Genomic DNA, 24,055 nt, shown 5'->3' with positions numbered 1-24,055 from the left:
AATCCCCACCGAAGTGGTTCATCGTTCGACTTGCATGTGTTAAGCACGCCGCCAGCGTTCGTCCTGAGCCAGGATCAAACTCTCCGTGAATGTTTTCCCGTAATCGGGACGACACACACGAGAGCGGAACCACCGGAGGAATAGTCCGATGGTTCACAGCGTCCTCGCTGTGTTTTTTCAAAGGAACCTCGTCCCAGCAGATGCTGGAGACGGGGTATCAACTAAATCTGGCGTTGATTTTTGGCACGCTGTTGAGTTCTCAAGGAACGGTCGCTTCCTTTGTACTCACCCTCTCGGGCTTTCCTCCGGGCTTCCCTTCGGTGTTTCCGACTCTATCAGATCTTTCCGATCCGATTTCCTCGGTGCTTTCCAGTTCTTCGCTTTCGCGTTTCCCTTTCCGGCGGTTCCGACTCTATCAGATCCTTTCGGCGTCTGATTCCCAGTCAGAGGGGGTTGTCTTCCCGGCCCGCTGGGCCGTTCCGACGTCTCAAACCTTAGCGGATCATCCCCGGCAGTTCCTAATCGGGCCGCCGGTTCCCATTCGAATTGAATTCGGACGTGCCGAAAGCAATCCCAGGGGGATGGTCGTACTGGTGGTTGAGTGCCGCTTACGCGGCGAGGTGCCACCGCGGAACCGTTACGGCTCCGGGGCAGACCAAGGACTCTACGGATCGGCCAGGGGGGTGTCAACCCGTGCTGTCAAGATTTTTTCGAGCAGGCGTTCCCCCGGGCGATACGACTGGGGCCCCTCGACCGGTGTCGAGGGGCCCCAGTGCAGGTCAGCGCGTCGTGGATCAGACCTCGACGACGACCGGGAGGATCATCGGGCGCCGGCGGTAGGTGTCCGAGACCCACTTGCCGAGCGTCCGCCGGATGAGCTGCTGGAGCTGGTGGGGCTCCACGACGCCGTCCTGGGCGGACCGCTCCAGCGACTCCGTGATCTTCGGGAGGACCTCCGCGAAGGCGCCGTCGTCGATGCCGGAACCGCGGGCCTGGATGTGCGGACCACCGGTGATCTTGCCCGTGGACGCGTCCATCACCACGAAGACCGAGATGATGCCCTCGTCTCCGAGGATCTTGCGGTCCTTCAGCGCGGGTTCGCGCACATCACCGACCGAGAGGCCGTCGACATAGACGTAACCGGCCTGGACCTTGCCCGCGATCTTCGCCTTGCCCTCGACCAGGTCGACGACGACGCCGTCCTCGGCGATGACGATCCGGTCGTGCGGGACGCCGGTCGCGGCGCCCAGCTCGGCGTTGGCCCGCAGGTGGCGCCATTCGCCGTGGACCGGCATGAGGTTCTTCGGGCGGCAGATGTTGTAGAAGTACAGCAGCTCGCCCGCGGAAGCGTGACCCGAGACGTGCACCTTGGCGTTGCCCTTGTGCACGACGTTGGCGCCCCAGCGGGTGAGGCCGTTGATCACGCGGTAGACCGCGTTCTCGTTGCCCGGGATGAGGGACGAGGCCAGGATGACCGTGTCGCCCTCGACGATGCGGATCTGGTGGTCCCGGTTGGCCATGCGGGACAGGGCCGCCATCGGCTCACCCTGGGAGCCCGTGCAGACCAGGACGACCTTGTCGGCCGGCAGGTCGTCGAGCTGCTTGACGTCGACGACCAGGCCCGGCGGGACCTTCAGGTAGCCGAGGTCCCGCGCGATGCCCATGTTGCGGACCATGGAGCGGCCGACGAAGGCGACCTTGCGGCCGTACTTCTGGGCGGTGTCCAGGATCTGCTGGATGCGGTGCACATGGCTGGCGAAGCTCGCCACGATGATGCGGCTGTGCGCGCCCGCGAAGACGTTGTCCAGCACGTTGGAGATGTCACGCTCGGGCGGGACGAAGCCGGGAACCTCGGCGTTCGTGGAGTCCGAGAGGAGGAGGTCGATGCCCTCCTCGCTCAGGCGCGCGAAGGCGTGCAGGTCGGTGAGGCGGCCGTCCAGCGGGAGCTGGTCCATCTTGAAGTCGCCGGTGTGCACGACCATGCCGGCCGGGGTGCGGATGGCGACCGCGAGGGCGTCCGGGATGGAGTGGTTGACCGCGACGAACTCCAGGTCGAAGGGGCCGACCCGCTCACGGTCGCCCGCCTCCACCTCCAGGGTGTACGGGCGGATGCGGTGCTCCTGGAGCTTGGCCTCGATCAGGGCGAGGGTCAGCTTGGAGCCGATCAGCGGGATGTCCGGCTTCTCGCGCAGCAGGTAGGGGACCGCGCCGATGTGGTCCTCGTGACCGTGCGTGAGGACGATGCCCTCGATGTCGTCGAGGCGGTCCCGGATGGACGAGAAGTCCGGCAGGATCAGGTCGATTCCGGGCTGCTCCTCCTCGGGGAAGAGCACGCCGCAGTCGACGATCAGCAGACGGCCGTCGTACTCGAAGACCGTCATGTTCCGGCCGATCTCACCGAGACCGCCGAGGGGGGTGACGCGCAGGCCGCCCTTGGCGAGCGGCGGCGGCGGGGCCAGTTCAGGGTGCGGATGACTCAAAAGACTCTCCTGACCACACGCGCCACGTACCGGTGGGCACGTGGCGCGCATGACGTTCAGTGCGTGCGGTTGTCGTAAGGGGGGCGGGACGCCGCTGCGCCCGCTGTGCTGTTGTGTGATGCGGTTGTGTGGCTCGGATGGTGCTGAAGTCTGTTGTCAGAGCTGTACCCCGCCGGCAGCAAGATCGATCTTGAGCTGGGCGATCTCCTCCGGGGAGCACTCGACCATGGGGGCGCGCAGCGGACCGGCCGGCAGGCCCAGCAGGGCGAGCGCGGCCTTGGTGGTCATGACGCCCTGGGTGCGGAAGACGCCGGTGTACACCGGGAGCAGCTTCTGGTGGATCTCGGCGGCCTTGACGACGTCGCCCGAGGTGTAGGCGTCCACGAGGGCGCGCAGGTCGGGGGCGACGAGGTGGCCGACGACGGAGACGAAGCCGACCGCGCCGACGGAGAGCAGGGGGAGGTTCAGCATGTCGTCGCCGGAGTACCAGGCGAGGCCGGAGCGGGCGATGGCCCAGCTGGCGCGGCCGAGGTCGCCCTTGGCGTCCTTGTTGGCGACGATCCGGGGGTGCTCCGCGAGGCGGACCAGGGTCTCGGTGCTGATCGGGACGCCGCTGCGGCCGGGGATGTCGTAGAGCATCACCGGGAGGCCGGTGTTGTCGGCGACGGCCGTGAAGTGGCGGTACAGGCCCTCCTGCGGGGGCTTGTTGTAGTACGGCGTGACGACCAGCAGGCCGTGCGCGCCGTCGCGTTCGGCCTGGCGGGCCAGTTCGAGGGTGTGGTGGGTGTCGTTGGTGCCGACTCCGGCCACGACGCGGGCGCGGTCGCCGACCGCTTCCACGACGGCTCGTACGAGGTCCGATTTCTCCGCGTCGCTGGTGGTGGGTGACTCGCCGGTGGTGCCGTTGACGATCAGGCCGTCGTTGCCTGCGTCCACCAGGTGGGCGGCGAGCCGCTGCGCGCCGTCGAGGTCGAGTGCGCCGTCCGCCGTGAAGGGCGTGACCATGGCGGTGAGGACCCGCCCGAAGGGGGTCTGCGGAGTGGAGGTCGGAGCCATGGGTGACACGCTACTCGGTACTCGATCCATGGTCTGCCCGTGGGGTGTCGGGAAAGTCAGGACAAACGCGGGTCAAACTCCCGGCCGACAAGGAGCCCGGCACTGCCTGCTCGGGGGTTCAAGCAGTGCCGGGTCCGTTTGATCAGGCTAGATGAACTTCTCTAAATGCCGCAATACGGACACTTCGGGAGGCTGATCCGTACATCCGTTCCGCGCGGGGGAACAGGGTTACGGAGCGACGCGGCCGTTGGCGTTGAAGGCGGCGTAGGTGAGCGGCATCAGACGGGCCCACTCGGCCTCCATCTTCTCGCCCACCATCTCGATCTCCCGCTGCGGGAAGGACGGCACCTTGGCCAGCTCGTGCTGGGTGCGCAGCCCCAGGAAGTGCATCAGGGAGCGGGCGTTGCAGGTGGCGTACATCGAGGAGTACAGGCCGACCGGGAGGGCCGCGCGGGCGACCTCGCGGGCGACACCCTCGGCGAGCAGCTTCTGATAGGAGGCGTACGCCTGCTCGTAGGACTCCGTCAGGGTGTCGCGCACCGCGTCGTACTGGGCGGGGCTGCCCTCGACGAAGACGTACTTGCCCGGGCGGCCCTCCTGGACCAGCTTGCGGGAGGTGTCCGGGACGTAGAAGACGGGCTGCAGCTCCCGGTAGCGGCCCGATTCCTCGTTGTAGGACCAGCCCACGCGGTGCCGCATGAACTCGCGGAAGACGAAGATCGGGGCGCTGATGAGGAAGGTCATCGAGTTGTGCTCGAACGGGCTGCCGTGCCGGTCGCGCACGAGGTAGTTGATGAGGCCCTTGGAGCGCTCGGGGTCCTTCTGGAGCTCGTCCAGGGACTGCTCGCCGAGGGTGGAGACACGGGCGGCGAAGAGGACGTCGCTGTCGGAGGCGCTGGATTTCACCAGCTCGACGGTGACGTCGCTACGGAGCGTGAGCGGCTCGGGGGTGGTCACAAAGGTCCTTCCATCACTTCTGCGGTTTGCAGCCACCATACGGGGCACGCGCACCGGTCAGAGCAACACCTCACCTCAAAAATCGCATCCAGCGGTTTTCCGGACATGGGCACCTTTTGGGTCACTCCGTCGTCTGAAGGGGTGAGGTCGCAGACCCCCGGAAGGAGACCCACCCCAGATGTTCCGTCGTCGTGAGCCCGTACCCTTCGCCTTCATCGCCGAGGCCGACAGGTTCCGCGGCAATGTCACTCCTCCGCCCCCCGAGCGGCCGTCCCGCGGTGAGCGCGCCGGACGGTCGCTGCTCGTACTGACGCTGGTCGCCGGGATAGTGGGCGCGCTGATAGTGGGCATGCCCGCGCTGTCCACTCCGTCCGCGCCGCCGGCCGGTCAGTCGCAGGCGGCGCCGGGCCACTGACCCTTGTGGCCGTCCACGGCTGGTGAGCCCCGCCACAGGCGGATAGCCTCACCGGGCACAAGCCCGTGCGAGGACCTTGCGAGGAACAGCCGTGCCCCTGCCCTTCCTGACGGCCGACCGCACTTTCGAGGCGGCCGACGACAGCTCGCTGCCCTATGACGACCGGGACCGCTGGCGGCGCCCGTACCGTCCCGGCCCGTGGCGGGTGGGCGGGGCGGCGCTGGGGCTGCTGTTCTCCTCGTTCGTGCTGTTCGGGGCCGTACTCACCGCCCTGACCGGCACCACGACCTCCGCCGGGATCACCTTCGTCCTCACCGCGGCGATCGTCGTCGCCGCGCTGCGGGTGCTGCGCATGGGCGTCTGGGTCAGCCCGCGCGGCCTGCGCCAGGTCGGCTTCCTGGTGACGCGCACAGTGCCCTGGGAGCGCGTGGTCTCACTGCGGACGGCACAGCAGCCGGTGCGCTGGCTGGGCCTGCCCCGCACGGTGCAGGGGCAGGCGCTGACGCTGGTCCGCGACGACCGCGCCCCCGACGACACGCCCCCGCTGCTGACCACGCACTCGCTGGACTTCCTGAACCGCCCGGCCGGGTTCGACCGGGCCTCGGACACGATCGAGGCGTGGGCCGCGGAGTACCGGCGCGGCTGAGGGGTCAGGCCGGGATGTGGCGGCCGTCGTGCAGGGCGATGGCTCGCTGCATCGTCTTGCGGGCGCGCGGGGTGTCGCGGGCGTCGTGATAGGCGACGGCGAGCCGGAACCAGCTCCGCCAGTCGTCCGGGGCGGCCTCGGTCTCGGCCTTGCGCCGGGCGAACACCTCGTCGGCGGAGTCGCGGTCGATCCGGCCGTCCGGAGTGCGGCGCAGCTCGTCGACGGGCAGGCCGCCCTCGGCCTCCAGCTCGGCGGCCAGCTGATTGGCCCGGCGGACGAACTGGGTGTTCTTCCAGAGGAACCAGACGCCGATGACCGGCAGGATCAGCACCGCCACGCCGAAGGTGACGGTGAGGAGCGTGCCGGACTGGATGAGCATCACGCCCCGGCTGCCGACCAGGACGAAGTAGAAGACCAGGACGGCGGCCGTGACGAGGTAAGTGATCTTCGCGCGCATGAGGGGGGGGTACTCAGCCCAGGTCCAGGAAGTGTTCGAGGCCGAAGGTGAGGCCCGGAGCGGACCCCACCCGGCGCACACCGAGCAGGATGCCCGGCATGAAGCTGCTGTGGTGCAGCGAGTCGTGGCGGAGGGTGAGGGTCTCGCCCTCGCCGCCCAGCAGGACCTCCTGGTGGGCCAGCAGGCCCCGCAGCCGGACCGCGTGCACGGGCACTCCGTCCACGTCGGCGCCCCGGGCCCCGTCCAGCGCGGTGACCGTGGCGTCCGGGGCCTCGGCGGTGCCGGCCTTGCGGCGGGCCTCGGCGATGAGCTGGGCGGTGCGGGTGGCGGTGCCGGAGGGGGCGTCCACCTTGTCGGGGTGGTGCAGCTCCACGACCTCGACCGACTCGAACCAGGGCGCGGCGATCTGCGCGAACTTCATGGTGAGGACGGCGCCGATGGAGAAGTTCGGGGCGATGAGCACGCCCGTCTCCGGGGACTGGTCGAGCCAGCCCTTCAGCTGCGCGAGGCGTTCGTCGGTCCAGCCGGTGGTGCCGACGACCGCGTGGATGCCGTGGCGCACGCAGAAGTCGAGGTTGCCCATGACCGAGGCCGGGGTGGTGAGGTCGACGGCGACCTGGGCGCCGGCGTCCACCAGCGTCTCCAGCTTGTCGCCCCGCCCCAGGGAGGCGACCAGCTCCATGTCCTCGGCGGCCTCGACGGCCCGTACCGCCTCGGACCCGATACGGCCGCCTCCACCGAGGACCGCCACGCGCAGCTTGCTCATCTCTTCGTTTCCTTACCGCAGTTGAGGGGCTGGGGGTCAGGCGACCGCGTCGTCGAGCCGGGCGGCCTGCTTGTCCTTCAGCGGGCCTATGACCGACAGCGACGGGCGCTGTCCCAGGATGTCGCGGGCGACGGAACGGACCTCGTCCGGGGTCACCGCGGCGATCCGGGCCAGCATGTCGTCCACCGACATGTGGTCGCCCCAGCACAGCTCGCTCTTGCCGATACGGTTCATCAGCGCGCCGGTGTCCTCCAGGCCGAGGACGGTGGCGCCCTTCATCTGGCCGATGGCCCGGTTGACCTCGTCGTCGCTGAGACCGTGCGCGGCGACCTGGTCCAGCTCGTCCCGGCAGATCTTCAGCACGTCGTGCACCTGGCTCGGGCGGCAGCCCGCGTACACCCCGAACAGACCGCAGTCGGCGAAGGCCGAGGTGTAGGAGTACACGCTGTAGGCCAGGCCGCGCTTCTCGCGGACCTCCTGGAAGAGCCGGGAGGACATGCCGCCGCCGAGGGCGGTGTTGAGCACGCCCATGGCCCAGCGGCGGTCGTCGGTGCGGGCGAGGCCGGGCATGCCGAGGATGACATGGGCCTGCTCGGTCTTGCGGCCGACCAGTTCGACGCGGCCCGCGGTGCGGATGGCGCGGCTGCCCTCGCGCGGGGCGATGGGCTGGGCGCCGTTGTCCCGCAGCGCGCCCGACTTCTCGAAGGCGGCGCGGACCTGGCGGACGACCTTGGCGTGGTCGATGTTGCCGGCGGCCGCGACGACCAGGTGGGTCGGGTCGTAGTGCTTCTTGTAGAAGCGGCGGATGCGGTCGGCGGTGAGGGCGTTGACGGTGTCGACCGTGCCGAGGACCGGGCGGCCCAGGGCGCTGTCGCCGAACATGGTGTGCGCGAACAGGTCGTGCACGCAGTCGCCGGCGTCGTCCTCGGTCATGGCGATCTCTTCGAGGATCGCGCCGCGTTCGACGTCGACGTCCTCCTCGCGGATCAGCGAGCCGGTCAGCATGTCGCACACCACGTCGATGGCGAGCGGCAGGTCGGTGTCGAGCACGCGTGCGTAGTAGCACGTGTACTCCTTGGCCGTGAACGCGTTCATCTCGCCGCCGACAGCGTCGACCGCTGCGGAGATGTCGAGGGCCGAGCGCTTGTCGGTGCCCTTGAAGAGCAGGTGCTCCAGGTAGTGCGTGGCGCCGTTCAGCGCGGGGGTCTCGTCGCGGGAGCCGACGTGCGCCCAGATGCCGAAGGTGGCCGAGCGCACGGAGGGCAGCGTCTCGGTGACGATGCGCAGGCCGCCGGGGAGGGTGGTCCTGCGGACGGTGCCGATGCCGTCTCGGCCCTTGATGAGGGTTTGGGTACGGGCGACGGCCCGCGCCTCCGAGGAGGTGCGGGCCGTCGCCTTGAAGCTACGGGACGTCACTGGTCGGCGTCGTCCTTCTTGTCGTCCGAGCCGTCCTCGCCCTCGATCACGGGGATGAGGGAGAGCTTGCCGCGGGAGTCGATCTCGGCGATCTCGACCTGGACCTTCTGGCCCACACCGAGGACGTCCTCGACGTTCTCCACGCGCTTGCCGCCGGCGAGCTTGCGGATCTGCGAGATGTGCAGCAGACCGTCCTTGCCGGGGAGCAGGGAGACGAACGCGCCGAAGGTGGTCGTCTTCACGACCGTACCCAGGTAGCGCTCGCCGACCTCGGGCATCGTCGGGTTGGCGATGCCGTTGATCGTGGCGCGGGCGGCCTCGGCGGACGGTCCGTCCACCGCGCCGATGTAGATCGTGCCGTCGTCCTCGATCGTGATGTCGGCGCCCGTGTCCTCCTGGATCTGGTTGATCATCTTGCCCTTGGGGCCGATGACCTCACCGATCTTGTCGACCGGGATCTTGACGGTGATGATCCGCGGGGCGTTCGGGGACATCTCGTCGGGCCGGTCGATGGCCTCCATCATCACGTCGAGGATGTGGAGGCGGGCGTCGCGGGCCTGCTTGAGGGCCGCGGCCAGGACGGACGCCGGGATGCCGTCCAGCTTGGTGTCGAGCTGGAGGGCGGTCACGAAGTCCTTGGTGCCGGCGACCTTGAAGTCCATGTCGCCGAAGGCGTCCTCCGCACCGAGGATGTCGGTGAGGGTGACGTAGTGCGTCTCGCCGTCGGCCTGCTCGGAGATCAGGCCCATGGCGATACCGGCGACGGGGGCCTTGAGCGGCACACCGGCGTTCAGCATCGACATGGTGGAGGCGCAGACCGAGCCCATGGACGTCGAACCGTTGGAGCCGAGGGCCTCGGACACCTGGCGGATCGCGTAGGGGAACTCCTCGCGCGTCGGCAGCACCGGCACGAGAGCGCGCTCGGCGAGCGCGCCGTGGCCGATCTCGCGGCGCTTCGGGGAGCCGACGCGGCCGGTCTCGCCGACGGAGTACGGCGGGAAGTTGTAGTTGTGCATGTAGCGCTTGCGCGTCACCGGGGAGAGGGTGTCGAGCTGCTGCTCCATGCGAAGCATGTTCAGGGTGGTGATGCCCAGGATCTGGGTCTCGCCACGCTCGAACAGCGCCGAACCGTGCACGCGCGGGATGGCCTCGACCTCGGCGGCGAGCGTACGGATGTCCGTGACGCCGCGGCCGTCGATGCGCTTCTTCTCCTTGATCACACGCTCGCGGACCAGCTGCTTGGTCAGCGCGCGGTAAGCGGCGGAGATCTCCTTCTCGCGGCCCTCGAACTCCGGCAGGAGCTTCTCGGCGGCCAGCGCCTTGACGCGGTCCAGCTCGGCCTCGCGCTCCTGCTTGCCGGCGATCGTGAGCGCCTGGGCGAGCTCGGGCTGCACGGCCTTCTTCAGCGCCTGGTACACGTCGTCCTGGTAGTCCAGGAAGATCGGGAACTCGCCCTCGGGCTTGGCGGCCTTGGAGGCGAGGTCGGCCTGGGCGCGGCACAGGACCTTGATGAAGGGCTTGGCGGCCTCGAGACCGGCGGCCACGACCTCCTCGGTGGGCGCCTCGGCGCCGCCCTCGACCAGCTTGATCGTCTGGTCGGTGGCCTCGGCCTCGACCATCATGATCGCGACGTCGCCGTCCTCCAGGACGCGGCCCGCGACCACCATGTCGAAGACGGCGTCCTCGAGCTCGGTGTGCGTCGGGAACGCGACCCACTGCCCGCGGATCAGCGCGACGCGGACGCCGCCGATCGGGCCGGAGAAGGGCAGGCCGGCGAGCTGCGTCGACGCGGACGCGGCGTTGATCGCCACGACGTCGTACAGGTGGTCCGGGTTGAGCGCCATGATCGTGGCGACGACCTGGATCTCGTTGCGCAGGCCCTTCTTGAAGGACGGGCGCAGCGGGCGGTCGATCAGGCGGCAGGTGAGGATCGCGTCCTCGGAGGGGCGGCCCTCACGGCGGAAGAAGCTGCCGGGGATCTTGCCGGCGGCGTACATCCGCTCCTCGACGTCCACCGTGAGGGGGAAGAAGTCGAGCTGGTCCTTGGGCGCCTTGGAGGCGGTGGTGGCCGACAGCACCATGGTGTCGTCGTCCAGGTACGCCACGGCGGAGCCGGCGGCCTGCTTGGCCAGGCGGCCCGTCTCGAAGCGGATGGTGCGGGTACCGAAGGAACCGTTGTCGATGACGGCCTCGGCGTAGTGGGTCTCGTTCTCCACTAGCGTTCTCTCCTCGTCTTCGTCCCGTTCGCCCGTGTGGCGGGGGGGACGGTGGTGGGAGAAGCGCTCCGTCTGGTGCGGGCCGGTCTTCGATCGAAGCACCCAGGGTCTCTTTTCCCCCTGGGGGCCACTACCGAGGACCGGCGGCGGCGCGGTGCGCGTCTCCTCGTTCTGTGTCGTACGTGATGCGTTGTGCCAACACCCTACAAAGGGGGAGTGACAGTCCGCACGTTTCCGCACCTACAGCGGGTACGGGCGGTGGGCCCGTACAGCCAAAAAAGGAGCGGCTCCCGACAGCTCGGGAACCGCTCCCTCATGGCGACTTACTTGGCGCCGGCCGCACCGCGGCGGATGCCGAGGCGGTCGACCAGGGCGCGGAAGCGCTGGATGTCCTTCTTGGCCAGGTACTGCAGCAGGCGACGGCGCTGACCGACCAGGATCAGCAGACCACGGCGGGAGTGGTGGTCGTGCTTGTGGGCCTTGAGGTGCTCGGTCAGGTCGGAGATCCGGCGCGACAGCATGGCGACCTGGACCTCGGGGGAGCCGGTGTCGCCCTCCTTCTGGCCGAACTCGGCGATGATCTGCTTCTTCGTAGCGGCGTCGAGAGACACTCGTACTCCTCATGGTGGTTGCCGCCGAGTGCCCCCGGTCTGAATCTCGGGGGAGCTTCCGTTACTCGGGAGGCGGGGACTCGCTGAGCGCGGCCTCCAGAGCGGATGCTCCGGGGGTGCGTACACGAACGGCCGTCACTCAGGGTACCAGGGCTGTCCGGGGCCTCTTCACGGTGCCTAGCCGACCATCGAGCGTACGTCCGCGAGGACGCCGAGAGTGGCGAGGCACAGGGGGGCCAGGGCGAGCAGGACGGCGCCCTCGGCGAGGTCGAGGAAGCGGCCCCAGAAGGGGGAGAGGCCCTTGGCGGGGACGATCAGGCCGATCGCGGTGATCAGTACGGCGCCCGCGGCGACGGCCGCCGTGAGCCAGGCGGTGCGCAGGTCGAGGGCGCCGCGGTCCTGGTGGAGCACGAAATCGGTGAGAGCCGCGTGGGGCGGGTTCAGGGCGAGGCCGAGCAGCAGCAGCGCGACGGCGGCGAGGCCGGCGACCAGGACGCAGGCCACCTGGGCGGTGTACCGGAACAGCCGCGCGCGGATCAGCATGGCGAGGCCGGTGGTGAGCGCGAGGAGCTGACCCCAGACGTTGTCGCAGAAGCCGAGGACGGCGGCGGAGGCGACGACCAGGGCCGCCGTGCCGCCGACCAGGCCGAGCAGCATCTCGTGCCCGCGCCGGGCCTGGGCGGCGACGAGGTCGGCGTCGAGCGGTTCGGCGTCCGCGCCCTGCGCGCTGTCCGGGTCGAAGGCGTCGTCGGTGGCGGAGTGCGGCGAGGCGTAGCCGATGGGCAGCCGGGCGAAGCGGGCGGAGAGGCCGGGCAGGAACGCGACCAGGCCGACGGCGGCCGGGGCGCACACGGCGGCGGTCGCGGTGGCGGAGGCGTCGGCGAGCAGGGCCACGAAGGTGGCGACGGTGCCGGCGGTCGCCAGGAAGGACGCGGCGACGAAGGGCGCGTCCCCGCCGGGCGTCAGCGCCACCAGGACGACCGAGGCGATGAGCACGGCCACGCAGCCGAGCATGAACTGGAGCTTGCCCGGACCCTGGGCCGCCGGTGCGCCGATGACCCCGGAACCGGCGATCATCAGCAGCGGCAGCGCGCCGAGGCCCACGGCGACGGCCGCGCCCCGGTCGCCGTACACCCGCGCGCGGACCCCGGCGAAGGCGGTGAGGAGCACACCGAGGCCGCCGGCGATGACACCGGGCAGGCCGTGCATGTCGTGGCGGACCGGGTCGGCGTACCAGAGGACGAAGCCGGTCAGCAGGATGAGCAGGGCGCCGCCCGCGAGTCCGGCGACGCGCAGCAGGTCCTCGCTCCACAGGTGCCGGTCGCGGACGACGGCGGAGGCGACGGCGTCGGAGACGTCGTCGTACACGGCGGGCGGCAGGGACTCGGCGAAGGGGCGCAGGCTCAGCACCTCCCCGTCCAGGACGCCTTCGTCGGCGAGGGTGCGGGCGCTGTCGAGGACGCGGCCGTCGCGGCGGACCAGGTGGTAGCCGGCCGGGGTGCCGACCTCCTGGGTCTGGCCGGTCAGCCGCAGTATCTCGGGGTAGATGTCGGCCACGGCGATGTCCACCGGGAGCGCCACGTCGATACGGCTGTCGGGTGCCACGACCGTGACCCTGCTGAATCCCGTCGCCGCTGTCGTAGTCACCTTCACAGACCCCCTGTTCGCGGATGCGCACGCTGCGGGCGTCACCCTACCGGGGCCCGGTGTCAGTGGTGACCAGTAGGATCGCCGGCAAGCGGAGGACGACCGTCGCCACGGGGGTGCCGGTGATCAACCGATCGTCCGCGCAGGAGGATTGACGCTCCGGTGAGCCAGCTCGTCATCAAGCGCCCGCCTCGTGCGCTGCCGCCCGAAGTGTCCTCGGAAGAGGTGCAATTGGAGGCTCCTCCCGAGCTGCCGCGCGGGCAGCAGGAGGGCATGCTGATGCAGGTCCTGCCGACCCTCGGCATGGGCTCCTCCGTGGTGTTCTACTTCGCATCCCCGAACGCCCATCCGTTCATGCGGATCATGGGTGTCGTCATGCTCGTGTCCACGGCCGCGATGGTGGTCTCGCAGATCGTCCGGCACCGTCGCGGTACGCAAGGGCAAATGGCCGACGTTCGCCGCGACTACCTCCGCTACCTGGCCCAGACGCGGCGCACGGTACGCAGGACCGCCCTGCGTCAGCGGGACGCCCAGCTCTATCTGCACCCCGCCCCCGAACAGTTGTGGTCGCTGGTCGCCGAGGGCAGCCGCGTGTGGGAACGGCGCGTGGCAGACGAGGACTTCGGACAGGTCCGGATCGGCCTGGGCCCGCAGCAGCTGGCCACTCCCCTGATGGCGCCCCAGACCGCGCCGGTGGACGAGCTGGAGCCGCTGTGCGCGGGCGCCATGCAGCGTTTCCTGTCGGTGCACGGCCAGTTGGACGGCCTCCCGGTGGCGCTGTCGCTGCGCGCCTTCTACCACGTGACGGTCTCCGGCGACCCGGAGCGCGCCCAGTCCGCGGCGCGCGCCCTGGTGGCGCAGGCGACGACCCTGCACTCCCCCGACGACCTGACCGTGGCCGTGGTGGCCTCGCGGGGCGCGGCGGAGCGCTGGGACTGGACGAAGTGGCTGCCGCACTGCCAGTTGCCGGGCCAGTTCGACGGCGCGGGCACGCGCAGGCTGTTCAGCGACGACCTCGGTGAGCTGGAGCAGCTGCTGGCCGGGCGGCTGGAGGAGCGGCCCCGGTTCAGCCGGGGCGGGCAGCCCTTGCTGGACCAGCCGCACATCCTGGTGGTGCTCGACGGCGGGATCGTGCCGCCGTCGTCGGTGTTCGCGGCCGCCGAGGGTCTCCAGGGCGTGACGATCGTCGAGGTCGTCTCCGGCGAGCTGGACACCCCGCGCGGCGACCTCTCCGTCGTGGTGCGCCCGGAGCGGCTGCGGCTGGACTCCGGTGGCGACGTGGCCTTCGAGGGCACGCCCGACGGGCTGTCGCTGCCCGGCGCCGAGGCGCTGGCCCGGCAGCTCGCCCCCTTGCGGATGGGCGGCGGGGACGACGACGAACCGCTGCTGTCCAACCTGGACTTCACCGATCTCCTCGGCCTCGGGGACGCCGCCTCGGTGGACGTACGGCGCACCTGGCGGCCGCGCTCCATGTCGGAGCGGCTGCGGGTGCCGATCGGCGTCGGCGAGGACGGCCAGCCGGTGATGCTGGACCTGAAGGAGGCCGCCCAGGACGGCATGGGCCCGCACGGCCTGTGCGTGGGCGCGACCGGCTCCGGCAAGTCGGAGCTGCTGCGCACCCTGGTGCTGGGCCTCGCGGTCACGCACTCCTCGGAGACCCTGAACTTCGTCCTCGCGGACTTCAAGGGCGGCGCGACCTTCGCGGGCATGTCCCAGATGCCGCACGTCGCGGCCGTCATCACCAACCTCTCCGACGACCTCACCCTGGTCGACCGCATGGGCGACGCGATCCGGGGCGAACTCCAGCGCCGCCAGGAGCTGCTGCGGGCGGCGGGCAACTACGCCAACATCCACGACTACGAGAAGGCGCGCGCGGCCGGTGCCCCGCTGGAGCCGCTGGCCTCGCTCGTCCTGGTGATCGACGAGTTCAGCGAACTGCTCACCGCCAAGCCCGACTTCATCGACATGTTCATCCAGATCGGCCGTATCGGCCGCTCCCTGGGCGTGCATCTGCTGCTGGCCTCGCAGCGGCTCGAGGAGGGGCGGCTGCGCGGTCTGGACACGTATCTGTCCTACCGGGTCGGTCTGCGGACGTTCTCCGCGGCCGAGTCGCGGGCGGCGCTCGGCGTGCCGGACGCCTACCACCTGCCGTCGGTGCCCGGTTCCGGGTATCTGAAGTTCGGCACGGACGAGATGACGCGCTTCAAGGCGGCGTACGTCTCGGGCACCTACCGCGCGGGCGGCGCCGAGGTCACCGGGGGCAGCGCGCCCGTGGAGCGCCGTCCGGCGCGGTTCACGGCGCTGCCGGTGCCGATGGCGTACGTGGCGCCCGATCCCGCCGAGGAGCGGGCGCGGGCCGCGCGCGCGGAGGACGACGCGCTGGCGGACACGGTGCTGGACGTGATCGTGCAGCGTCTCGACGGCCAGGGCGTGCCCGCGCACCAGGTGTGGCTGCCCCCGCTGGACGAGGCACCCGCGCTGGACCACCTGCTGCCCGCGCTGTCGGTCTCGCCCGAGCGGGGTCTGCACGCGCCGGAGTACCCGCGCGCGGGCGCGCTGACCGTGCCGCTGGGTCTGATCGACAAGCCCTTCGAGCAGAAGCGCGAGGTGCTCTACCGGGACTTCTCCGGCGCGGCCGGCCACATGATGGTCGTCGGCGGCCCGCAGTCCGGGAAGTCGACGCTGCTGCGCTCGCTGGTCGCCTCGTTCGCGCTGACCCACACCCCGCTGGAGACGCAGTTCTACTGCCTGGACTTCGGTGGCGGCGGTCTGTCCTCCCTGGCGGACCTCCCGCACGTGGGCGGGGTCGCGTCCCGGCTGGACCCGGAGCGGGTGCGCCGTACGGTCGCCGAGGTCGCGGGCATCCTCAACCGCCGCGAGCAGTTCTTCCGCACCAACGGCATCGACTCCGTCGCCACGTACCGCAGGCGCCGCGCGGCGGGCGAGCTGCCGGGCGAGGCGTGGGGGGACGTGTTCCTGGTCATCGACGGCTGGGGCAATTTCAAGACGGAGTACGAGGGCCTGGAAGGCGTCGTCAACGACATCGCGGGCCGGGGTCTCGGTTACGGCATCCATGTCGTCGTCTCCGCGTCTCGGTACATGGAGGTCCGCGCGGCCCTCAAGGACCAGATCCTCAGCCGGCTCGAACTGCGGCTGGGCGACCCGATGGACTCCGAGTTCGACCGCAAGGTCGCGGTCAACGTCCCGGCGGGCGTGCCCGGCCGCGGCCAGGTCGCGGAGAAGCTGCACTTCATGACGGCGCTCCCCCGCGTCGACGGCTCCTCGTCGGCGGCCGACCTGTCCGAGGCGACGGCCGCGCTGGTCCAGCGGGTCAAGGCCGGCTGGGAGGAACCCGCCGCTCCGACCGTGCGTCTGCTGCCGCGCAAGCTGCCGGCCGACCAGCTTCCCAAGGGCTTCGAGTTCCCGCAGGCGGGCATCGCGATCGGCATCGACGAGGCCAGCCTGGAGCCGGTCTTCGTCGACCTGGACACCGACCCGTTCTTCCTGGTCTTCGGGGAGAGCGAGTCCGGCAAGACCAATCTGCTGCGGCTGATCGCCAAGCAGATCGCCGAGCGGTACACCCCGGCCGAGGCCCGCATCGTCGTCGGCGACTACCGGCGCACCATGCTGGAGGCGGTCGGGGAGGAGCACCTGCTGGAGTACGCGCCGATGGCCTCGGCGATGCAGGTCCACATGGACGCGATCCGGCAGTTCATGGAGATGCGCGCGCCGAAGCCGGACATCACCCCGCAGCAGTTGCGCGACCGCAGCTGGTGGAGCGGCCCGCAGCTCTTCGTCATCATCGACGACTACGAGCTGGTGACGACCAACTCCGGTAATCCGCTGAGTCAGTTGGTCGAGCACCTGCCGTTCGCGCGGGACGTCGGCGTGAAGTTCGTCATCGCCCGCAGTCAGGCGGGTGCCTCACGTGCGATGTACGAGTCGTTCATGCAGCGGGTGAAGGAGCTGGGCGCACAGGGCGTCGTTCTTTCGGGCGACCCCAGCGAGGGCGACATCCTCGGCACGGTACGGGCGCGTCCCATGCCGCCGGGGCGTGGCGTGTTCGTTTCCCGCAAGCGCGGAACGTCCCTTATTCAACTGGGGTTGCTTCCGCAACGCCATTAGAGTGATCGATGGAAACCACCCCCGTTCCTGCGTTCGAACGAGCGAAGGGGCGGGGATGACACGGGGAGAACGGGGAGGCGGCTGAGGTGAGTTCGGACGGGGGCGGCAAGGTTCCTGACACGGGGACCGGCTTCGACACCCTGGCGGGGGTCAATCCGGCGATGGCGCTGGACATCCAGCACAACGCCATGAAGAGCTTCAAGAAGCGGGTCGACGCGCTGCTGGTCGAGCTGGACAAGTCGGAGGCGGCACCGGGCAAGGTCGGCGAGGACCGGCTGCCGCGGGCCCAGCTCGGGGCGGCCACCTTCAAGGAGGCGCAGTTCCTCCACGACTCGTACACCATCGTCCACGACGAGTTGGAGAACCTCTCCAAGGCCCTCAGCGCCCAGATCGAGAGCATGAGCCTCGCGGTCCACGCCTCCCGCGTGGGCTACGAGAACCTCGACGAGGACATCAAGGCGCGGATGCGGGCGGTGAACGCGGAGGCGGAGAAGTATTACGACGCGGCTCGGGATCCTTATGCGCGGGGCGCGAAGGACTCGGCGGGTGCAGGACACGTCAAGGAGGGATTGTCGTGAGCGAGCAGAAGCAGCCGAAGCCCAGCCGTACGGACTTCGAGTCCATGACGCATGAGCAGCTCGCGGCCATGCTCGACTCCGCCGACCAGGAGTCTGCGGCCCATCTCGCCACCAAGCTGCATAATGCCTCGTCGACGATCACCAAGATCGGCGACGACCTCATGAAGCACGTCAAGGGCCTTGAGTGGCAGGGCAAGGCCGGTGACTCCTTCCGCGACTGGGGCGGGCACACCGCAAGTGCCACCCTCCGGCTCGGCGATTACGCGGGGGCGGCGTCGCAGTGGATGAGCGAGGTCTCGCAGGCCATCGCCGCAGCGAAGGCATCCATGCCGGACACCTCGGAGACGACGAAGGCGAAGGCCGTGCTGGCCGACGCCCACAAGACGATCGACGCGGCGAGGCAGCCGGGGGCGCGGAACGACCCTGACGCCCGTAAGGCAGCCGAGACGGCCCACTCCGACGCGACCGCCGCCCAGACACATATTGACGCGACCCGCCAGGACGCCATCCAGCAGATGCGGAAGCTGGCGGAGTCATATGAGCATTCAGCCATGCAGATAAACAGCATCACGCCTCCTACGTTCGCGCCGGCGTCGGGGCGGACGGGAGATGCTGAGTGGTGGGTCAGTGACGAGAAGATGGTCCCTGGCAGGTCGACCGAGTACGCCGGACACGACTATTCCGGTGCGGTCAGCTCTACGGCCGGCTCCAGGGGAAGCTCGCAGCCTGCTGCCGTACACCACGCCACGGCAGGCCCTGGCCTCGATGCCCCGACGCGTTCAAGTGGTCACACGGCGAGTCGTCCTGAGCCCGTGTCCCTGAACATCGACAGCGCCGATACGCTTCCACGCACCTCGGCGCCACCAGTCACGGCGCCGTCGGTGGGTCCGACTCTGCCGCAGCGTGACATGGCTCCGCCGGGGCTGCCGGTCGGTTTGCCGCCGACCTTCGCCGGAGGTGGCCGCGCCCCCGGTGCCGAGCTGCCGTTCCGCACGCCCGGCGCCGGCCGGCTCCCGCAGGTGCCCGGTCTGGCGAAGCCGATCGAAGGTATGACACGCATGCCTCGGGACACGGGGATCGTCGGCGGCAGACCGGTCAGCGCAACTGGTCGGCCAGCGAACGGGATTCCCCGGGGAACCGTCATCGGAAGCGAGAACGGGCAGGGCCGCACCCCTCTCGGTCGCGCCATCACACCCGGCTCCGCGCAAGGAGCTCGCTCCGCAGGAGCCATGGGCGGCGCCGGTCGCCGACTCGGGTCCGAGACGGGAGGGGTTCTCGGTGGGCGTTCCGGCCAGCCGGGTCGGCCCGGCGGTCGTCCCTTCACCTCGGGAGGCTCCGGGCTCGTTCGCCCGTCAGCCAGGGGCGCCGACCAAGCACAGACCTCCCAGGTCGGTCGCACCGGTACCCCAGGCAGGCCCGCCGACTCGCGCAAGTCTTCAGAGCACGACAAGCGACCGGACTACCTCGTGGAAGACGAGGAGACCTGGACCAGAGACGGGCGCCGGACTCTGCCCCCGGTGGTCGACTGAGTCCGCACCAATCAACCCAGGAAGGTACATGCGTACCAGAGGCATGCAGCGCCGTCGAGTCTCCTCCACAGCGGCGGCCGCTCTCGGCCTGCTGCTCGTCGGTCTCTCGGCCGGTCCCGCGCAGGCGGAGTCCATCCGAGCGGAGCAGTGGTACCTCGACGCCATGCGCGCACCCGAGATCTGGAAGTCCAGTACGGGGCGCGGAATGACAGTTGCCCTCATTGACTCCGGGGTCGATGGCTCGCTAGCGGATCTCAAGGGTCAGGTCCTTGACGGCACGGACTTCTCCTCGTTGCGCGGCGACGAGCACACCGATGTCGTAGGCCACGGCACGTCGATGGCCGCGATCATCGCCGCGACGGGAGCGCGCGGTGGAGCAAACGCTTCGTACGGGCTCGCGCCGGGAGCGAAGATCCTGCCCATCCGAATGCTGGACAGCGAGGAGGTCAGCGGTCGGGGGGACGCCAATACTGTGTACTCGGAGAAGTTGACACAGGCGATCCGCTACGCCGCCGACTCCAAGGCGCAGATCATCAACATGTCACTGGCGCTAAGTGACTCACGTGGTAGCCACGACGTCGGCACTCCGGAACTCGAGGCTGCCGTCAGATACGCCCTGTCCAAGGGGAAGCTCCTCTTCGCAGGGGTCGGCAACAGGGGCGACAAGGAGAACCTGCCTTCTTACCCGGCCTCAACGCCTGGCGTGGTCGGAGTTGGGGCGGTCGATCGGGATGTCAAGGTGGCTGCGTTTTCCCAGAGGGGACCTGAGGTCGACATCGTCGCTCCTGGCGTGGACATGTTTCACGCCTGTACCTCGAGGACTCAGCTCTGCGAGTCACAAGGCACCAGCGACGCCACCGCGATAGCCTCGGCCTCTGCCGCTCTCATCTGGTCGGCGCACCCCGACTGGACCAACAACCAGGTCCTGCGCGTCATGCTGAAGACGCTGGCCAAGCCCGCGAACGGCGCTAACAGGACCGATCTTCTCGGCTACGGCGCCGTACGCCCCCGGCGCGCCTTCACCGAGACCGTGGACCCCGGCCCCGCCGACGTCTACCCCCTCCCGGACCTGGCCGCAGCCGCCGCCAAGTCCCCCTCCCCCAAGCCATCCAAGCCCACGGCGCCCGCCAAGCAGGAGAAGGCGGTGCCGAAGCCGAGTGAGGGTGGAAACGCCCTTCTCTGGACCGGCGTAGCCGTAGCGGGCGCTCTTCTGATCGGGGCGGTGGTCACCATCGGCGTGCTGCGCTCCCGGCGCCGGACGCCCGTGACGCCGCCCCCGCCTGCCTACCCCCCGTACGTCCCCACCCCCACGGACAACCCGCACCGCACGGAGCAGAACCCGTGAGCGAGCCAGTGCCTACGGCCCCGGAGAGAGAAGACGTACATGTCGTTCGATGAGATGTGGGGCCAGGCGCGGACCACGGCGGCCGCCAGGCAGCACAGCGGCATGCAGCTGAATCACGTCCCGGCGGACCCGGGTGGGGCCGCCGAGGGGAAGAAGCTGGTCGCCGACGCCGGCTTCCTCCGTCACCGGGCGAAGAGCGCCGACACCGCCCGCACCGAGTTCGTGAAGACGGACGACGCCGCGAGCAAGGAGACCGGTCAGGTGGCCGGCAGTCTCAAGGGCTTCAAGTCGGGCCCTGCGTTCACGACGTTCATGACGAGGTGGCGCGGCCAGGTCGACTACGTGGAGAGCCTGCTGAAGAACGACGTCGCCGGCGCCCTCCGCACCAGCGCAAACGAGTACGCCGCCCGCGAGCAGCAGGAAAAGGCCCGCCACAGCAGGGAACGCCTGAAGTAACGGGCACGAACGGGGATCACATGCTGGACTACCGCACCCTTCTCCACGCCGACTTCACCGAGTTGTCCGAGGCGGTGAACAAGTGGCGCAAGCTGCCAGAGGGCTTCAAGAAGGTCCACACGCAGTACTCCAACACGGTGGAGAAGGACCTGGAGGGCTCGGACTGGAAGGGCGAGGGCGCCACCGCCGCACTCGGCAAGGTGCGGTACGTCGGCAAGCAGATCACCGCCGCGGCGGACGAGGCCCAGGACGTCTACAAGCTCCTGGACGACGCCCACGAGGTCCTCGCCGGCGCGCAGAAGAAGCTGAAGAACCTCACGCATGACATCGAGAGCGACAGGTACCTCTCGATCAAGCCGTCCGGCGAGGTGTACTTCGATCCGCCGGCGGACACTCCGACCGAGAACGTGGCCGCGCTGAACAAGGGCTACCAGGAGTCTCTCCAGGCGTACCGCAGCGGCATCCGCTCCGCGCTCGACACGGCGGCGGAGGCCGACGAGACGTTGCACTGGGCGCTCACCCAGGATCACAACGGCCGCGGCAAGGGCTTCAACCCGAACACGTACGACAGCATCGCCGCTGCCAAGAAGGGGCGCGAGCAGGCGGACCGGGACCTGCGGGAACTGGAGAAGCTGACCGGCAAGCGGAGCAAGCTGGGGATGGCGTCCGCGCTGGACTCCCTCGACCCGGCCGAGCTGCGCCGGATCAACACCCTGCTCAGTCAGCACGAGGGCGATCCCTACTTCGCGGAGAAGTTCGCCACCCATCTCGGTGGCAAGGGGACGCTCGAACTCTGGACGCGGATCGCCGACCGGGTTCAAACGGGCGACGCGCAGACCAAGGCTTCCGCCGACATCCAGAAGTCCCTGAGCTTCACCCTCGCCACCGCGTCCCACGTCGACAGCCCCGCCATGGACCACTGGAAACGGGACGTCCTCACCCAGGGCTCCCACCAGATCGACTACCTCGACATGGCCCGCGGCACGACCCAGAAGGGTCCCTTCGGGTTCCAGGTCATGAGCAGCCTGATGCGGTACGGCTCCTACGACCGCGAATTCCTCAACGACTACGGCCACAAGCTCATCGCCTACGAGAAGTCCCACAAGGATGACAAACCGAACGAACTGTGGCGGGCCGAGGGCGATCCTTCGCCATATCTGAACTTCGATTCGAAGAACGACCAGGGCGTCGACCCGATGGCGGGATACATGGAGGCGCTGGGGCACAACCCGGACGCCGCGAAGGATCTCTTCTACTCGAAGGACTGGGACCACACGTACAAGGCCGACCCTGATTTGAAATACCTCCTGGAAGATCGCGAGTGGGTGAACGGCAACCCATTCGCCAAGGATCACAAGGGTTACGGTTATGACGAACTGGGTCACGCCCTCGAAGCGGCAACCCTGGGTAAGCCGTACGACGAGCCGGACATGACGTTGCACCGTGATGGCCGCACGGCAAACATAATGGAGCAAGTGGCCGTGACGGTTGCCAAGGACGGCGAGTTCGTCGAACACAAACCAGGAATTGATGCCAGCTTGGGCCGGATGGGCGCTGGATACTTGGATGACCTCAACTGGTCCACAATCGACGAGGGCGGTCGTGGTTTTGTCGAAGGCCGCGATGATCTCTACAACCACAGCGGTAATGGCCACCTCCGACTGGAGCAGTCGACGGCAAGCAATTTCCTCTACAACGTGGCTCAAGGAGAAGACGGATACAAGATCCTCTCGTCCGGGCAGCAAGCATTCACCCTGGGCGCGCTCGAGGCTCATGGGGACTCACCGGACGATGCGCACAAAATCCTCAGGAACGGCGGCTACGTTCACGGCGTCTTGGATGAAGGTCGCATCTCCAATGTGAACAAGGAATACAAGGACGCCACCGATAAAATCAATGACAAGCTCGCCGAGTCGGCCGAATGGAAAAAGTTCGGTATCAGCCAGGGAATCGGGTTGGCAACCGGGTTGGTTCTGCTTCCGGTGGGCGGTCCTGCCATGTCGGCTGCGGCAGCCTTTGCGGTTCCTACTCTGGTCGAGGGCGCTGGTGCCGCAGTGGAAACACAATGGGGTATCGACGTGGGCAGGGAGGTGAAGGAAAGGGAGGCCGATCTATCTGACAAGAACAGGATGACGGCCACCCGCTTCACCGATCTCGGTGTGCTGCGCGCAACGAAACCGGCCCTTCTTTACATGCAGGAGAAGCACGGCAGGGACTTCACGGAAGACGTGCTGAATGCTTACGACCGCGGGGCGAACACCGCGGACCGCAGGGACGGAGGAGGCCTGTGAAGCGGCTCCGCGTAGCCACCCTCGGCATAACGCTTACGCTGCTGACGAGTGCGGGCTGCGGGGCGGACAGTTCACCCCATGGCGCCGAGGCTTTGAAGACGGCATGTGATGGGATCATCGACTCAAGCGCGATCAATGAGGCCCGGACGAGCAGTGACTTCGACGACCTGCATGTCTCAGCTAAATCGACGTCGCACGCGTCTGCGGCAAAAGCCCTGCTCGACGAGGATCACGCTGCGTACGCCTGCCGCATTTCCAGGAGCAACTCGCCCGAGTTGAGGTCCGACGCTCTGTACATCAAATTCACGCCCGGACTGAAAAGCCTCTTCCCGGAAGACCAGGAGCAGAGCTACAGTTCCTATAGGGCCTACAAGCTGGGAAACGGCATGCAGGCCACGATGGAGGCAGGCAGCGCCGACGTCTACTACCCATGCCAGACCAAGAATAGGGATTCCTCGTTTTCGGTTACCGGGAGTTTTTTCAGCACCCTGGATCTCAGTCCCGAAACCCGGTTCCGCACCCTCTTCCGTTCTTCTGAAAAGATGTCCGAGCTCCTCAAATGCGAGAACGACATCAAGTTCCCAGACCCGGCAACGATGAAGTACCTGCCGCTCCAGAAAGACTAGAAACACGCCATGTCATTCGACGCGATGTGGGGTCAGGCGCGTAACACCGCTACGGCCCGGCAGCAGAGCAGTATGCAGCTCAATCATGTGGCGGCAGGAGACGCAGGCGGGGGTGCCTCCGATTACACCGTCACTTCGCCGGATCTGAAGGCCGTGGGGAATGACGCGCAGGAGTTGTTCCACCACCTCGAGACCGACGCCTTCCACGCCGGCGCCGCCACCGGCACCGCCTCGACCCAGTTGACCGACGACGGGTTCAAGACCGGCTCCGCCTTGTACTCCGCGTGGGACACGTGGCGTTCGCAGGCGGAGGCGCTGCTCAGTGCGTGTGCGCATATCCACAACCACTTGGAGGACACGGTGTGGACGCACAAGAACTATGAGGAAACCCTCAAGACCAATCTTTCCGTCGAGGAAATCGACAAGCATTTCAAGTAA

Annotated in this window: 19 protein-coding genes and 1 rRNA gene; 10 read left to right on the top strand and 10 right to left on the bottom strand. The window is 68.6% G+C overall.

What is annotated here, in order from left to right; genetic code table 11:
• The 4 genes from EV284_RS11555 to thyX all read right to left on the bottom strand — a co-directional run.
• A 16S ribosomal RNA gene (locus EV284_RS11555) occupies positions 1 to 90 on the bottom strand; the annotation flags it as partial.
• A gap of 704 nt (positions 91 to 794) precedes the next feature.
• Positions 795 to 2,480 carry a ribonuclease J gene (locus EV284_RS11545; RefSeq protein ID WP_130332890.1) on the bottom strand — a complete coding sequence of 562 codons (1,686 nt, stop codon included), beginning with the start codon at positions 2,478 to 2,480 and terminating at the stop codon, positions 795 to 797.
• A gap of 156 nt (positions 2,481 to 2,636) precedes the next feature.
• Positions 2,637 to 3,536, bottom strand: a complete 900-nt coding sequence (gene dapA / locus EV284_RS11540; protein ID WP_030816863.1) for a 4-hydroxy-tetrahydrodipicolinate synthase — start codon at positions 3,534 to 3,536, stop codon at positions 2,637 to 2,639.
• 228 nt (positions 3,537 to 3,764) lie between these two features.
• Positions 3,765 to 4,493 carry an FAD-dependent thymidylate synthase gene (gene thyX / locus EV284_RS11535; RefSeq protein WP_130332888.1) on the bottom strand — a complete coding sequence of 243 codons (729 nt, stop codon included), beginning with the start codon at positions 4,491 to 4,493 and terminating at the stop codon, positions 3,765 to 3,767.
• 178 nt (positions 4,494 to 4,671) lie between these two features.
• Between thyX and EV284_RS11530 the strand changes: the two genes are divergently transcribed.
• Both EV284_RS11530 and EV284_RS11525 read left to right on the top strand, forming a co-directional pair.
• Positions 4,672 to 4,908: a hypothetical protein gene (locus tag EV284_RS11530; RefSeq protein WP_130332886.1), complete on the top strand. Its 237-nt coding sequence runs from the start codon at positions 4,672 to 4,674 to the stop codon at positions 4,906 to 4,908.
• 91 nt (positions 4,909 to 4,999) lie between these two features.
• Positions 5,000 to 5,554, top strand: a complete 555-nt coding sequence (locus EV284_RS11525) for a hypothetical protein (RefSeq protein WP_130332884.1) — start codon at positions 5,000 to 5,002, stop codon at positions 5,552 to 5,554.
• Positions 5,555 to 5,558: 4 nt separating this feature from the next.
• Here the strand turns inward: EV284_RS11525 and EV284_RS11520 are convergent, their stop codons facing one another.
• The 6 genes from EV284_RS11520 to eccD all read right to left on the bottom strand — a co-directional run bounded on the left by EV284_RS11520 (position 5,559) and on the right by eccD (position 12,667).
• On the bottom strand, positions 5,559 to 6,011 hold the full coding sequence (locus tag EV284_RS11520; RefSeq protein WP_130332882.1) for a hypothetical protein: 453 nt from the start codon (positions 6,009 to 6,011) through the stop codon (positions 5,559 to 5,561).
• A gap of 13 nt (positions 6,012 to 6,024) precedes the next feature.
• Entirely contained in the window at positions 6,025 to 6,777 is a 753-nt protein-coding gene (dapB, locus tag EV284_RS11515; protein WP_130332880.1) for a 4-hydroxy-tetrahydrodipicolinate reductase, read from the bottom strand.
• 36 nt (positions 6,778 to 6,813) lie between these two features.
• Complete coding sequence (locus EV284_RS11510; protein ID WP_130332878.1) at positions 6,814 to 8,193, bottom strand: pitrilysin family protein; 1,380 nt, start codon at positions 8,191 to 8,193, stop codon at positions 6,814 to 6,816.
• Positions 8,190 to 10,409 carry a polyribonucleotide nucleotidyltransferase gene (locus EV284_RS11505; RefSeq protein ID WP_130332876.1) on the bottom strand — a complete coding sequence of 740 codons (2,220 nt, stop codon included), beginning with the start codon at positions 10,407 to 10,409 and terminating at the stop codon, positions 8,190 to 8,192. The genes EV284_RS11510 and EV284_RS11505 overlap by 4 nt, the downstream gene beginning before the upstream one ends.
• A 323-nt stretch (positions 10,410 to 10,732) precedes the next feature.
• Positions 10,733 to 11,020: a 30S ribosomal protein S15 gene (rpsO, locus tag EV284_RS11500; RefSeq protein ID WP_030816847.1), complete on the bottom strand. Its 288-nt coding sequence runs from the start codon at positions 11,018 to 11,020 to the stop codon at positions 10,733 to 10,735.
• A gap of 177 nt (positions 11,021 to 11,197) precedes the next feature.
• Positions 11,198 to 12,667: a type VII secretion integral membrane protein EccD gene (eccD, locus tag EV284_RS11495; RefSeq protein ID WP_165425504.1), complete on the bottom strand. Its 1,470-nt coding sequence runs from the start codon at positions 12,665 to 12,667 to the stop codon at positions 11,198 to 11,200.
• Positions 12,668 to 12,829: 162 nt separating this feature from the next.
• Here eccD and eccCa point away from each other — a divergent pair, with 162 nt between their 5' ends.
• The 8 genes from eccCa (at position 12,830) to EV284_RS11455 (ending at position 24,055) form a co-directional block, all read left to right on the top strand.
• Positions 12,830 to 16,792 carry a type VII secretion protein EccCa gene (gene eccCa / locus EV284_RS11490; protein ID WP_130332872.1) on the top strand — a complete coding sequence of 1,321 codons (3,963 nt, stop codon included), beginning with the start codon at positions 12,830 to 12,832 and terminating at the stop codon, positions 16,790 to 16,792.
• Positions 16,793 to 16,878: 86 nt separating this feature from the next.
• On the top strand, positions 16,879 to 17,370 hold the full coding sequence (locus tag EV284_RS11485; protein WP_130332870.1) for a hypothetical protein: 492 nt from the start codon (positions 16,879 to 16,881) through the stop codon (positions 17,368 to 17,370).
• On the top strand, positions 17,367 to 18,899 hold the full coding sequence (locus EV284_RS11480) for a hypothetical protein (RefSeq protein ID WP_242625642.1): 1,533 nt from the start codon (positions 17,367 to 17,369) through the stop codon (positions 18,897 to 18,899). The genes EV284_RS11485 and EV284_RS11480 overlap by 4 nt, the downstream gene beginning before the upstream one ends.
• Before the next feature lie 28 nt (positions 18,900 to 18,927).
• Entirely contained in the window at positions 18,928 to 20,244 is a 1,317-nt protein-coding gene (gene mycP / locus EV284_RS11475; protein ID WP_130332868.1) for a type VII secretion-associated serine protease mycosin, read from the top strand.
• 39 nt (positions 20,245 to 20,283) lie between these two features.
• On the top strand, positions 20,284 to 20,700 hold the full coding sequence (locus EV284_RS11470) for a hypothetical protein (RefSeq protein ID WP_130332866.1): 417 nt from the start codon (positions 20,284 to 20,286) through the stop codon (positions 20,698 to 20,700).
• A 20-nt stretch (positions 20,701 to 20,720) separates the two neighbouring features.
• Complete coding sequence (locus EV284_RS11465) at positions 20,721 to 22,991, top strand: hypothetical protein (RefSeq protein ID WP_130332864.1); 2,271 nt, start codon at positions 20,721 to 20,723, stop codon at positions 22,989 to 22,991.
• Positions 22,988 to 23,617 carry a hypothetical protein gene (locus EV284_RS11460; protein WP_130332862.1) on the top strand — a complete coding sequence of 210 codons (630 nt, stop codon included), beginning with the start codon at positions 22,988 to 22,990 and terminating at the stop codon, positions 23,615 to 23,617. The genes EV284_RS11465 and EV284_RS11460 overlap by 4 nt, the downstream gene beginning before the upstream one ends.
• Before the next feature lie 9 nt (positions 23,618 to 23,626).
• Entirely contained in the window at positions 23,627 to 24,055 is a 429-nt protein-coding gene (locus tag EV284_RS11455; protein WP_130332860.1) for a hypothetical protein, read from the top strand.

The organism is Streptomyces sp. BK022 (genome assembly GCF_004217355.1).
GTDB classification, from domain to species: Bacteria; Actinomycetota; Actinomycetes; order Streptomycetales; family Streptomycetaceae; genus Streptomyces; species Streptomyces griseoluteus.
This window is presented reverse-complemented; position numbering and strand designations above follow the sequence as displayed.